General features: G+C 63.7%; 12 protein-coding genes and 2 tRNA genes. 13 read left to right on the top strand and 1 reads right to left on the bottom strand.

Annotation, left to right across the window (positions count from 1 at the left end; translation table 11 throughout):
* The first annotated feature begins 2 nt into the window (after positions 1-2).
* Positions 3-410, top strand: coding sequence for a hypothetical protein (locus PSPA7_RS26125; protein ID WP_012077491.1), 408 nt, complete (start codon positions 3-5; stop codon positions 408-410).
* 40 nt (positions 411-450) lie between these two features.
* On the opposite strand, the gene yhbY is transcribed toward PSPA7_RS26125, so the two are convergent.
* Complete coding sequence (gene yhbY / locus PSPA7_RS26120; RefSeq protein ID WP_003095204.1) at positions 451-765, bottom strand: ribosome assembly RNA-binding protein YhbY; 315 nt, start codon at positions 763-765, stop codon at positions 451-453.
* Between the two features lie 94 nt (positions 766-859).
* Here yhbY and rlmE point away from each other — a divergent pair, with 94 nt between their 5' ends.
* From rlmE to rbfA, 12 genes are all read left to right on the top strand, one after another.
* Positions 860-1,483 carry a 23S rRNA (uridine(2552)-2'-O)-methyltransferase RlmE gene (gene rlmE / locus PSPA7_RS26115; protein ID WP_003148724.1) on the top strand — a complete coding sequence of 208 codons (624 nt, stop codon included), beginning with the start codon at positions 860-862 and terminating at the stop codon, positions 1,481-1,483.
* A 198-nt stretch (positions 1,484-1,681) separates the two neighbouring features.
* The gene (gene ftsH / locus PSPA7_RS26110; protein WP_003095200.1) at positions 1,682-3,601 is read left to right on the top strand and encodes an ATP-dependent zinc metalloprotease FtsH; all 1,920 of its coding nucleotides are present in this window, start codon (positions 1,682-1,684) and stop codon (positions 3,599-3,601) included.
* Between the two features lie 9 nt (positions 3,602-3,610).
* Complete coding sequence (folP, locus tag PSPA7_RS26105; RefSeq protein ID WP_012077490.1) at positions 3,611-4,462, top strand: dihydropteroate synthase; 852 nt, start codon at positions 3,611-3,613, stop codon at positions 4,460-4,462.
* Positions 4,463-4,479: 17 nt separating this feature from the next.
* Positions 4,480-5,817 carry a phosphoglucosamine mutase gene (glmM, locus tag PSPA7_RS26100; RefSeq protein WP_012077489.1) on the top strand — a complete coding sequence of 446 codons (1,338 nt, stop codon included), beginning with the start codon at positions 4,480-4,482 and terminating at the stop codon, positions 5,815-5,817.
* Between the two features lie 65 nt (positions 5,818-5,882).
* The gene (gene tpiA, locus PSPA7_RS26095; protein ID WP_003148731.1) at positions 5,883-6,638 is read left to right on the top strand and encodes a triose-phosphate isomerase; all 756 of its coding nucleotides are present in this window, start codon (positions 5,883-5,885) and stop codon (positions 6,636-6,638) included.
* Between the two features lie 2 nt (positions 6,639-6,640).
* Positions 6,641-7,030: a preprotein translocase subunit SecG gene (secG, locus tag PSPA7_RS26090; protein ID WP_003095194.1), complete on the top strand. Its 390-nt coding sequence runs from the start codon at positions 6,641-6,643 to the stop codon at positions 7,028-7,030.
* Positions 7,031-7,043: 13 nt separating this feature from the next.
* Positions 7,044-7,129 (top strand) — tRNA-Leu (locus PSPA7_RS26085).
* A 91-nt stretch (positions 7,130-7,220) separates the two neighbouring features.
* Positions 7,221-7,297, top strand: a tRNA-Met gene (locus tag PSPA7_RS26080).
* Positions 7,298-7,423: 126 nt separating this feature from the next.
* Positions 7,424-7,882: a ribosome maturation factor RimP gene (gene rimP, locus PSPA7_RS26075; RefSeq protein ID WP_003095193.1), complete on the top strand. Its 459-nt coding sequence runs from the start codon at positions 7,424-7,426 to the stop codon at positions 7,880-7,882.
* Between the two features lie 44 nt (positions 7,883-7,926).
* Positions 7,927-9,408, top strand: coding sequence for a transcription termination factor NusA (gene nusA / locus PSPA7_RS26070; protein ID WP_003095192.1), 1,482 nt, complete (start codon positions 7,927-7,929; stop codon positions 9,406-9,408).
* A gap of 27 nt (positions 9,409-9,435) precedes the next feature.
* Positions 9,436-11,949 (top strand): translation initiation factor IF-2, encoded by a 2,514-nt coding sequence (infB, locus tag PSPA7_RS26065; protein ID WP_003148734.1) that lies wholly within the window; start codon positions 9,436-9,438, stop codon positions 11,947-11,949.
* A gap of 102 nt (positions 11,950-12,051) precedes the next feature.
* On the top strand, positions 12,052-12,438 hold the full coding sequence (gene rbfA / locus PSPA7_RS26060; RefSeq protein WP_003148736.1) for a 30S ribosome-binding factor RbfA: 387 nt from the start codon (positions 12,052-12,054) through the stop codon (positions 12,436-12,438).
* The last annotated feature ends 2 nt before the right edge of the window (positions 12,439-12,440 follow it).

Here is a 12,440-nt window from a genome sequence, read left to right as displayed (position 1 = left end):
CGTTGCGCGCGGGCGCGATCAGTTGGCTGCTGGCCCAGACGTTCTGGGTCGGCGGCCTCTGGTTGCTGCAATTCGTGGTCTTGCCGGCGCTCGGCAAGACCGGGCTGGCGCCCCTGCTTGTGGAAACCGTGGCCGCGGCACTGACCCCGCTGCTGATCGGCTTCGCCGGCTTCTGCGCGGTACTGCAGGCGCTGGTGCTGGTCTCCAGTCATGGGCCGATGAGCCTGTGGCGCGACCTTCGGGGGCAGTTGCTGCTCGCCGTGGTGGCGCTCAGCCTGGCGTATTTCCTGGTGCGCGGCATGGCACCCGATGCGGCGCGCTGGCTGCTGTTCAACTATCTGGCGGTGGCGATGTGCGGCCTGTTGCTGGTATTGCAACCGGTGCCGGGGCGGGACGAGGAGAGCGTCTGAACCAGGTCGGGAAGCATCCCGACCTTGGCTCGAAGAGACATCAGATGCCGGCGAAGCGGCTGATGTTGGAGAGGTTCTTGTTCGGCTTCGGGTTCTTCCGGTAGACCAGCGCCATCTTGCCGATGCTCTGCACCAGGTCGCTGCGCGACTGCGCGCAGAGTTCGTCGAGCAGGGCGCGGCGGTCGTCGCGCTCGGCCAGCGCCAGCTTCACCTTGATCAGTTCGTGATCGTTGAGTGCGCGCTCGAGTTCGGCGAGGACGCCTTCGGTCAAGCCGTTCTCGGCTACGATCAATACCGGTTTCAGGTGGTGACCGATAGATTTGAACTGTTTCTTCTGCTCTTGAGTGAGCGCCATAATCAGACCCCTGGGAAAAAGTCGTCTATTTTACCCCAGATTTAGTCCAAGTGATGCTGCCCCCGCCGACCGGGGGTGCCCGAAGAGGTATTCCGTGGCCCGCTCCAAAACCAGCCAGCGCTGGCTGAAAGAACATTTCGACGATCCCTACGTGAAGATGGCCCAGCGCGACGGCTATCGCTCGCGCGCCAGCTACAAGCTGCTGGAAATCCAGGAAAAGGACCGCATCCTGCGTCCGGGCATGACCGTGGTCGACCTCGGCGCGGCCCCGGGCGGCTGGTCGCAGGTCACCAGCCGGGTGATCGGCGACCGCGGCCGGCTGATCGCCTCGGACATCCTGGAGATGGACAGCATCCCCGACGTCACCTTCATCCAGGGCGACTTCACCGAGGACGCGGTGTTCGCGCGGATCCTCGAGGCGATCGGCGAGCATCCGGTGGACCTTGTGATTTCCGATATGGCCCCCAATATGAGTGGGGTGCGGGCTGCCGACCAACCGCGCGCCATGTATCTCTGCGAGCTGGCGCTGGACCTGGCTGGCCGGGTGTTGCGGCCGGGCGGCGATTTCCTGATCAAGATTTTCCAGGGCGAAGGTTTCGACCAGTACCACAAGCAGGCCCGGGAAATGTTCGACAAGGTACAGATGCGCAAGCCCCTGTCGTCGCGTGACCGTTCGCGGGAGCAGTATCTGCTCGCACGCGGCTTTCGTGGGGAATAGACTGGAATGATTGACCCTATAGCCTGTCTATTGGTCGATGACCTGTTGTGCCGGGACGGGCGAGGGTTCATAAAGGGTTACAGACAACGCCTGCGTGCGTAGGTGCTTGTGTAGTACTTTTGGCCGGAAGGAGTCTGGCCGTCGTGTGAAGCGGTTTCCAGGACGGAGCCGGCTTCAGAGGGTAGTCAATTGAACGACATGGCAAAGAATCTGATTCTGTGGCTGATCATCGCGGCGGTACTGGTGACCGTGATGAACAATTTCTCGAGCCCGAGCGAGCCACAGACGCTGAACTACTCGGACTTCATCCAGCAGGTCAAGGATGGCAAGGTCGAGCGAGTGACCGTGGATGGCTATGTCATCACCGGCAAGCGTAGCGACGGCGACACCTTCAAGACCATCCGCCCGGCGATCCAGGACAACGGCCTGATCGGCGACCTGGTCAACAACAACGTCGTGGTCGAGGGCAAACAGCCCGAGCAGCAGAGCATCTGGACCCAGTTGCTGGTCGCCAGCTTCCCGATCCTGGTGATCATCGCCGTCTTCATGTTCTTCATGCGCCAGATGCAGGGCGGCGGCGGTGGCCGCGGCGGCCCGATGAGTTTCGGCAAGAGCAAGGCGCGCCTGTTGTCCGAGGACCAGGTCAAGACCACCTTCGCCGACGTCGCCGGTTGCGACGAGGCCAAGGAAGAGGTCAGCGAGCTGGTCGAGTTCCTGCGCGATCCGGGCAAGTTCCAGCGCCTGGGTGGCCGTATCCCGCGCGGCGTGCTGATGGTCGGTCCGCCCGGTACCGGCAAGACCCTGCTGGCCAAGGCCATCGCCGGCGAAGCCAAGGTGCCGTTCTTCACCATTTCCGGTTCCGACTTCGTCGAGATGTTCGTCGGCGTGGGCGCCTCCCGTGTCCGCGACATGTTCGACCAGGCCAAGAAGCACGCGCCGTGCATCATCTTCATCGACGAGATCGACGCCGTCGGCCGCCATCGTGGCGCCGGCCTGGGCGGCGGTCACGACGAGCGCGAGCAGACCCTGAACCAGTTGCTGGTTGAGATGGACGGCTTCGAGATGAACGATGGCATCATCGTCATCGCCGCGACCAACCGTCCGGACGTGCTCGACCCGGCGCTGCTGCGCCCGGGCCGCTTCGACCGCCAGGTGGTGGTCGGCCTGCCGGATATCCGCGGCCGCGAGCAGATCCTCAAGGTGCACATGCGCAAGGTGCCGCTGGGCGACCATGTCGACCCCGCCGTCATCGCCCGCGGTACGCCCGGTTTCTCCGGCGCCGACCTGGCCAACCTGGTCAACGAGGCCTCGCTGTTCGCCGCGCGCTCCAACAAGCGCATCGTCGACATGCGTGAATTCGAGCTGGCCAAGGACAAGATCATGATGGGCGCCGAGCGCAAGACCATGGTCATGTCCGAGAAGGAGAAGCGCAACACTGCCTACCACGAGGCCGGCCACGCCATCGTCGGTCGTCTGGTGCCGGAGCACGACCCGGTTTACAAGGTGTCCATCATTCCGCGCGGTCGCGCCCTGGGCGTGACCATGTTCCTGCCGGAAGAGGATCGCTACAGCCTGTCCAAGCGCGCGCTGGAAAGCCAGATCTGCTCGCTGTTCGGCGGGCGTATCGCGGAAGAGATGACCCTTGGCTTCGAAGGCGTCACCACCGGCGCCTCCAACGACATCATGCGCGCCACCCAGTTGGCACGGAACATGGTGACCAAGTGGGGCCTGTCGGAGAAGCTCGGTCCGCTGATGTATGCGGAAGAGGAGGGCGAGGTGTTCCTCGGCCGCAGCGCCGGCAGCCAGCACGCCAACGTGTCGGGCGAGACCGCCAAGATGATCGACCAGGAGGTCCGGCGCATCATCGACGACTGCTACGGTACCGCCAAGCGTCTGCTCGACGAGAACCGCGACAAACTGGAGATGATGGCCGACGCGCTGATGAAGTACGAGACCATCGACTCCGACCAGATCGACGACATCATGGCCGGGCGGGTGCCGCGCGAGCCGCGCGACTGGCAGGGTGGTTCGGGCACCGGCACCCCGCCGGCCAACCTGGAAGAGTCGGGCCGCCGCGAGAACACCCCTCCCATCGGTGGGCCAGCCGGCGAGCACTGAGAGCCCTGAATGAGCAACCCGCAATACCCGACCCGACTGCCTTGCGGCAGTCGGGTTCTTGATTTGTCCCGCCCGCATGTCATGGGCATCCTCAATGTCACTCCCGATTCCTTTTCCGATGGCGGCCGTTTCGGTCGCCTGGACGATGCCCTGCGACACGCCGAGCGGATGGTTCGTGAAGGCGCGACGCTGATCGACGTCGGCGGCGAGTCGACCCGGCCAGGCGCCCGCCATGTGTCGCCAACGGAGGAACTGGAGCGGGTCGCTCCGGTGGTCGAACGCATCGCCCGCGAACTCGATGTGGTGATCTCGGTGGATACCTCTACGCCCGCGGTCATGCGTGAAACCGCCCGTCTCGGCGCCGGTCTGATCAACGACGTCCGATCGCTGCAGCGCGACGGCGCGCTGGATGCTGCGCTGGATACCGGTCTGGCGGTCTGCCTCATGCATATGCGTGGCGAGCCGCAGACCATGCAGGACGCGCCTGTCTACCAGGACGTGGTGGCCGAGGTCGGGCTGTTCCTGCGCGAGCGGGTGGATGCCTGCGTGGCGGCCGGGATCGACCGGCAGCGGTTGCTGCTGGACCCGGGATTCGGTTTCGCCAAGACGCTGGAGCACAACCTGGTGCTGTTCAAGCACATGGAGGTTCTCCATGGCATGGGCTTGCCGCTGCTGGTCGGGGTTTCGCGCAAGAGCATGATCGGCAAGGTGCTGGGTCGGGAGGTCGATGAACGCCTCTACGGCAGCCTGGCCCTCGCCGCCCTGGCGCTGGCCAGGGGCGCACGGATAATACGAGTGCATGACGTGGCGGCGACCGTCGACGTGATGCGAATGATCTCCGCCGTGGAAATGGCGGATTGAGCACGGAAGACAAGAAAATGAGCAGAAAATATTTTGGGACCGACGGTATCCGCGGTCGTGTGGGCGAGTTCCCGATCACCCCGGATTTCGTCCTCAAGCTGGGTTGGGCCGTGGGCATGGCGTTCCGCCGGCAAGGCAATTGCAGGGTGCTGATCGGCAAGGATACCCGTAGTTCCGGCTACATGTTCGAATCCGCCTTCGAGGCCGGGCTCTCCGCCTCCGGCGCCGACACCCTGCTGCTCGGCCCGATGCCGACCCCCGGCATCGCCTACCTGACGCGGACCTTCCACGCCGAGGCCGGAGTGGTGATCAGTGCCTCGCACAATCCCCACGACGACAACGGCATCAAGTTCTTCTCCGGTCAGGGCACCAAGCTGCCGGATGACGTGGAACTGATGATCGAGGAGTTGCTCGATGCGCCGATGACCGTGGTGGAGTCGGCCCGTCTCGGCAAGGTCTCGCGGATCAACGACGCGGCGGGACGCTATATCGAGTTCTGCAAGAGCAGCGTGCCGACCAGCACTGATTTCAACGGCCTCAAGGTCGTGCTCGATTGCGCCAACGGCGCCACCTACAAGATCGCTCCCAACGTATTCCGCGAGCTGGGCGCGGAGGTCACCGTGCTGGCGGCCAGCCCGAACGGCCTGAACATCAACGACAAGTGCGGCTCCACCCACCTGGACGGCCTGCAGGCGGCGGTGATCGAGCATCATGCCGACCTGGGCATCGCCTTCGACGGCGACGGCGACCGGGTGATGATGGTCGACCATACCGGCGCGATCGTCGATGGCGACGAACTGCTCTTCCTCATCGCTCGCGACATGCAGGAAAGCGGGCGCCTCCAGGGCGGCGTGGTGGGTACGTTGATGAGCAATCTCGGTCTGGAGCTCGCGCTCCAGGACCTGCATATCCCGTTCGTGCGGGCCAAGGTCGGCGATCGCTATGTGATGGCCGAGCTGCTGGCGCGCAACTGGATGCTGGGTGGAGAGAATTCCGGACATATCGTCTGCTGCCAGAACACCACCACGGGCGACGCGATCATTGCCGCGCTGCAGGTGCTGATGGCGCTCAAGCGTCGCGGCCAGACCCTCGCCGAGGCCCGCCAGGGCATCCGCAAGTGCCCCCAGGTGCTGATCAACGTGCGTTTCAAGGGCGAGAGCGATCCGCTCGAGCATCCGTCGGTCAAGGAAGCCAGCGCGCGGGTCACCGAACAGATGGGTGGGCGCGGCCGCGTCCTGCTGCGCAAGTCCGGGACCGAGCCGTTGGTGCGAGTGATGGTCGAAGGCGACGAGGAGGCCACGGTCCGCGCGCACGCCGAACAGCTGGCGAAAATTGTTTCTGAGGTATGTGCTTGATTTTGCTTGCCAGTCTGGGAACTGTTGAGTAACATCTGCGCCCACTTTGCCCCGCGAGGTACAGCATGCGTCGACCCTTGGTGGCCGGTAACTGGAAAATGCACGGTACGCATTCCAGTGTGGCCGACTTGATCAAAGGCTTGCGTCAGCTGGCGTTGCCGAGCGGAGTCGATGTGGCGGTGATGCCGCCTTGCTTGTTCATCAGTCAGGTCGTTCAGGGCCTGGCTGGCAAGGCGATCGGCGTAGGTGCGCAGAATAGCGCCGTCGAGCCGATGCAAGGCGCGCTGACCGGCGAGATAGCTCCCAGTCAGTTGGCGGATGCCGGTTGCGGCATGGTCCTGGTGGGACACTCGGAACGTCGCCTGATTCTCGGCGAGAGTGACGAGGTTGTGAGTCGCAAGTTTGCCGCGGCTCAGTCGTGTGGCCTGGTGCCGGTGCTGTGTGTCGGGGAGACCCGGGCGGAGCGCGAGGCGGGCAAGACGCTGGAGGTTGTCGCGAGGCAGCTGGGAAGCGTGATCGACGAGTTGGGTGTTGGAGCTTTTGCTCGCGCAGTCGTGGCTTACGAGCCGGTCTGGGCGATCGGGACCGGGTTGACCGCGTCCCCCGCGCAAGCCCAGGAAGTGCACGCGGCGATCCGCGCGCAACTGGCAGCGGAAAATGCCGAGGTCGCAAAAGGTGTGCGACTCCTTTATGGCGGAAGCGTAAAGGCGGCAAGTGCAGCCGAATTGTTCGGCATGCCGGATATCGATGGGGGGCTGGTAGGTGGGGCCTCCCTGAATGCGGATGAGTTCGGTGCGATCTGTCGTGCCGCGGGAAGCTGAAAATGCTGGAAAAGGTCGTAATTGTCGTGCACCTGCTGATGGCGTTGGGTCTGGTTGGCCTGATCCTCGTCCAGCATGGCAAGGGCGCGGATGCAGGGGCTTCTTTCGGTGCCGGTGCTTCGGCAACTGTTTTCGGAAGCCAAGGTTCCGCTACCTTTTTGAGTCGGATTACTGGTATACTGGCAGCGGTTTTTTTCTTGACCAGCCTTGGCTTAGCGTACTTCGCTAAAGAGAAGTCTGATGCTCTGCAACACATCGGTCTGCCCGATCCGGCAGTCCTGGAGCAGAAGCAAGAGAAAGCACCGGCCGCTGACGATGTGCCGGTACTTCAGGAGCAGTCCAAGCCTGCGGAAAGCGCAGGTGATGTACCGGCGGCTCCTGAACAGAAGTAAGAGAAAAGTTTCTGCCGAGGTGGTGGAATTGGTAGACACGCTACCTTGAGGTGGTAGTGGCCATAGGCTGTAGGGGTTCGAGTCCCCTCCTCGGTACCATATAAGCAAACCCCCGCTCTGCGGGGTTTGTATCCGCAAGGTTCGGTTGACCCTCCTGGGTCTCGGTCGTATAATCTTGCACCAGCTTTGACGCGGGGTGGAGCAGTCTGGTAGCTCGTCGGGCTCATAACCCGAAGGTCGTTGGTTCAAATCCAGCCCCCGCAACCAGTTTTTCAGGGCCCCTTTATAGGGGCTTTTTGTTAGCTGGACAGTCCATGCCACGGTTCCGTGTGGCTATTTAGGGATGGGCGTTTCGCCCATTTTTTGTTTCTACGACATACGCGAGGCGATCAGGTGTCGAGCAAGCTAGAACAGTTGCAGGCCTTGCTGGCCCCTGTGGTCGAGGCGCTCGGCTATGAGTGCTGGGGCGTCGAGTTCATTTCCCAGGGTCGTCATTCGGTATTGCGCGTCTATATCGACCGCCCCGAAGGCATCCTCATCGATGACTGTGAAGCCGTCAGTCGGCAGGTCAGCGGTATTCTCGACGTCGAAGACCCGATCAGCGGCGAGTACACCCTCGAGGTGTCCTCGCCGGGCATGGATCGGCCGCTGTTCACCCTCGAACAGTTCGCCAAGCATGCCGGCGAGCAAGTGAAGATCAGGCTGCGTTCACCCTACGAGGGTCGACGCAATTACCAAGGCATTCTCCGTGGTGTGGAGGAGCAGGATGTGGTGGTCCTGGTGGACGATCACGAGTACCTGCTGCCGATCGATTCGATCGACAAGGCCAACATCATTCCCCGTTTTGATTGAGACGCGAATCCGCGGATCCAATGGATTGAAAGGCGAGGCGTACAATGAGCAAAGAAGTACTGCTGGTTGTTGAGTCGGTATCCAACGAAAAGGGCGTACCGGCCGGCGTGATTTTCGAGGCGCTGGAGCTGGCTCTGGCGACCGCCACCAAGAAACGTTTCGAGGACGAGGTCGACCTGCGCGTCGAGATCAATCGTCATAACGGCAGCTACGAGACCTTCCGGCGCTGGCACGTCGTCGCCGACGAGGACTACCAGGACCCCGCCACCGAGATCACCGTCGAGGACGTCCAGGAGCAGAAGCCTGGCGCCAAGGTCGGCGAGGTCATCGAGGAAAAGATCGAGTCCATCGAGTTCGGCCGCATCGCCGCGCAGACCGCCAAGCAGGTCATCGTGCAGAAGGTCCGCGAGGCCGAGCGTGCCCAGGTGGTCGACGCCTACCGCGAGAAGGTCGGCGAGATCATTTCCGGTACCGTGAAGAAGGTCACCCGCGACAACGTCATCGTCGACCTGGGCAACAACGCCGAGGCGCTGCTGGCCCGTGACCAGATCATTCCGCGCGAGACTTTCCGCGTCGGCACCCGCGTGCGTGCCCTGCTGAAGGAAATCCGCACCGAGAATCGCGGTCCGCAGCTGGTCCTGTCGCGCACCGCGCCGGAAATGCTGATCGAGCTGTTCCGCATCGAAGTGCCGGAAATCGCCGAACAACTGATCGACGTGATGGCCGCCGCCCGTGATCCGGGGTCGCGTGCCAAGATCGCCGTCCGCTCCAAGGACAAGCGCATCGACCCGCAGGGCGCCTGCATCGGCATGCGCGGCTCGCGCGTCCAGGCGGTGTCCGGCGAGATCGGCGGTGAGCGGGTGGACATCGTCCTGTGGGACGACAACCCCGCGCAATTCGTGATCAACGCCATGGCTCCGGCCGAAGTGGCGGCGATCATCGTCGACGAGGATACCCATACCATGGATATCGCCGTCGCCGAGGACAACCTGGCCCAGGCTATCGGCCGCAGCGGCCAGAACGTCCGTCTGGCCAGCCAGTTGACCGGCTGGACCCTGAATGTGATGACCGAGGCGGATATCCAGGCCAAGCAACAGGCCGAGACCGGGGATATCCTGCAGCGCTTCGTCGACGAGCTGGATGTCGACGAGGAACTGGCCCAGGTACTGGTGGAAGAGGGCTTCACGACTCTTGAGGAAATCGCCTACGTACCGATGGAGGAGATGCTCAGCATCGATGGCTTCGACGAAGACATCGTCAACGAGCTGCGCTCCCGTGCCAAGGACCGCCTGCTGACCAAGGCCATTGCGACCGAAGAGAAGCTCGCCGACGCACAACCGGCAGAAGACCTGCTCAGCCTCGACGGCATGAGCAAGGAGCTGGCCCTGGACCTGGCGCTGCGTGGCGTAACCACCCGTGAAGATCTGGCCGAGCAATCGATCGACGATCTGCTCGACATCGACGGCATGGACGAAGAGCGTGCCGGCAAGTTGATCATGGCCGCCCGGGCCCATTGGTTCGAGTAAGCAGTCGCGGCCTGAGGAGAGAAGTGCATGACGCAAGTCACGGTGAAAGAACTGGCCCAGGTGGTCGACACACCGGTGGAGCGCCTGCTGCTGCAGATGCGTGACGCAGGTCTGCCGCACACCAGTGCCGAACAAGTTGTAACGGATAGCGAGAAGCAAGCGCTGCTGACCCACCTGAAAGGCAGCCATGGCGATCGCGCCAGCGAACCGCGCAAGATCACCCTGCAACGCAAGACCACCACCACCCTGAAGGTCGGTGGCAGCAAGACGGTGAGCGTCGAAGTTCGCAAGAAGAAGACCTACGTCAAGCGCAGCCCCGACGAGATCGAGGCCGAGCGCCAGCGTGAGCTCGAGGAGCAGCGCGCCGCGGAAGAAGCCGAACGCCTGAAGGCGGAAGAGGCTGCGGCACGCCAGCGTGCCGAGGAAGAAGCCCGCAAGGCGGAAGAAGCCGCGCGTGCCAAGGCTGCGGAAGAGGCGGTCAGCGCCCAGCCGGCGGCTGCCGTCGAGGTCGCCGCGGCCGAGCCGGTGGCCAAGCCCGCCGCCGCCGAAGAGCGCAAGAAGGAAGAACCGCGTCGCGTGCCCAAGCGTGACGAGGACGACGAGCGCCGCGACCGCAAGCACACGCAGCACCGTCCTTCGGTCAAGGAAAAGGAAAAGGCTCCGGCTCCGCGCGTAGCCCCGCGCAGCACCGACGAGGAAAGCGATGGCTACCGTCGTGGCGGCCGTGGTGGCAAGTCGAAGCTGAAGAAGCGCAACCAGCACGGGTTCCAGAACCCGACAGGACCTATCGTGCGTGAAGTGAACATCGGTGAGACCATCACCGTAGCCGAGTTGGCCGCCCAGATGTCGGTCAAGGGCGCCGAAGTCGTCAAGTTCATGTTCAAGATGGGCTCCCCGGTGACCATCAACCAGGTCCTGGACCAGGAAACCGCGCAACTGGTCGCCGAAGAGCTGGGCCACAAGGTCAAGCTGGTCAGCGAGAACGCGCTGGAAGAACAACTGGCCGAGTCCCTCAAGTTCGAAGGCGAAGCGGTCACCCGCGCGCCGGTCGTGACCGTGATGGGCCACGTCGACCACGGCAAGACCTCGCTGCTGGACTACATCCGCCGCGCCAAGGTCGCCGCGGGCGAGGCCGGTGGCATCACCCAGCATATCGGTGCCTACCACGTCGAAACCGAGCGTGGCATGGTGACCTTCCTGGACACCCCTGGCCACGCCGCGTTCACCGCGATGCGTGCCCGTGGCGCCCAGGCGACCGATATCGTGATCCTGGTGGTCGCGGCGGACGACGGCGTGATGCCGCAGACCCAGGAAGCCGTGCAGCACGCGAAAGCGGCGGGTGTGCCGATCGTGGTCGCGGTGAACAAGATCGACAAGCCCGAAGCCAACCCGGACAACATCAAGAACGGCCTGGCCGCTCTCGACGTGATCCCGGAAGAGTGGGGCGGCGACGCTCCCTTCGTCCCGGTTTCGGCGAAGCTCGGTACTGGCGTCGATGAACTGCTCGAAGCGGTCCTGCTGCAGGCGGAAGTGCTCGAACTGAAAGCCACTCCGTCGGCCCCGGGCCGTGGCGTGGTGGTCGAGTCGCGCCTGGACAAGGGCCGTGGCCCGGTGGCCACCGTGCTGGTCCAGGACGGTACCCTGCGTCAGGGCGACATGGTGCTGGTCGGCATCAACTACGGTCGCGTCCGCGCCATGCTCGACGAGAACGGCAAGCCGATCAAGGAAGCCGGCCCGTCGATCCCGGTCGAGATCCTCGGCCTGGACGGCACGCCGGACGCCGGTGACGAGATGACCGTGGTCGCCGACGAGAAGAAGGCCCGCGAAGTCGCCCTGTTCCGTCAAGGCAAGTTCCGCGAGGTGAAACTGGCGCGTGCCCATGCCGGCAAGCTGGAAAACATCTTCGAGAACATGGGCCAGGAAGAGAAGAAGACCCTCAACATCGTCCTCAAGGCCGATGTGCGCGGTTCGCTCGAGGCCCTGCAAGGCTCGCTCAGCGGCCTGGGCAACGACGAAGTGCAGGTCCGCGTGGTCGGCGGCGGCGTCGGTGGCATCACCGAGTCCGATGCCAACCTGGCGCTGGCTTCCAACGCGGTGCTGTTCGGCTTCAACGTGCGCGCCGACGCCGGCGCGCGCAAGATCGTCGAAGCCGAAGGTCTGGATATGCGTTACTACAACGTGATCTACGACATCATCGAAGACGTCAAGAAGGCCCTGACCGGTATGCTCGGCAGCGACCTGCGCGAGAACATCCTCGGCATCGCCGAAGTGCGCGACGTGTTCCGCTCGCCGAAGTTCGGCGCGATCGCCGGCTGCATGGTCACCGAGGGCATGGTGCACCGCAACCGTCCGATCCGCGTGCTGCGCGACGACGTGGTCATCTTCGAGGGCGAGCTGGAATCCCTGCGTCGCTTCAAGGACGACGTCGCCGAAGTGCGTGCCGGCATGGAGTGCGGCATCGGCGTGAAGAGCTACAACGACGTGAAGGTCGGCGACAAGATCGAAGTGTTCGAGAAGGTCGAAGTCGCACGCAGCCTTTGATGGCGAGTGCGTAACCACAGCGCCCGGGCCGGCTTCCAGCTGTCCCGGGCGTTTGTCGCTTTTTTTTCCAGTGACCGGGTGTCGCTGGAGGCAGGTTGAAAAATGGCAAAAGACTACAGCCGTACCCAGCGTATCGGCGATCAGATGCAACGCGAGCTGGCCCAACTGATCCAGCGCGAGATCAAGGACCCGCGCCTGGGCCTGGTCACCATCACCGGTGTCGAGGTCAGCCGCGACGTGGCGCATGCCAAGGTGTTCATCACGGTCATGGGCCAGGACGACGCCGAGCGGGTCGCCCTGAACATGGAAATCCTCAACGACGCGGCGGGCTACCTGCGCATGCTGCTCGGCAAGTCGATGAAGCTGCGCAGCGTGCCGCAGTTGCATTTCCACTACGACGAAAGCATCCGTCGTGGCGCCGAGCTGTCCGCGCTGATCGAGCGCGCAGTGGCGGAAGACCGTCGCCACGGCGACGAGTCCGAGGACTGAGC

This window comes from Pseudomonas paraeruginosa PA7, assembly GCF_000017205.1.
Taxonomy (GTDB): domain Bacteria; phylum Pseudomonadota; class Gammaproteobacteria; order Pseudomonadales; family Pseudomonadaceae; genus Pseudomonas; species Pseudomonas paraeruginosa.
The sequence above is the reverse complement of the archived record's forward strand: the minus strand, read 5'-3'. Positions and strand labels throughout refer to the sequence as shown.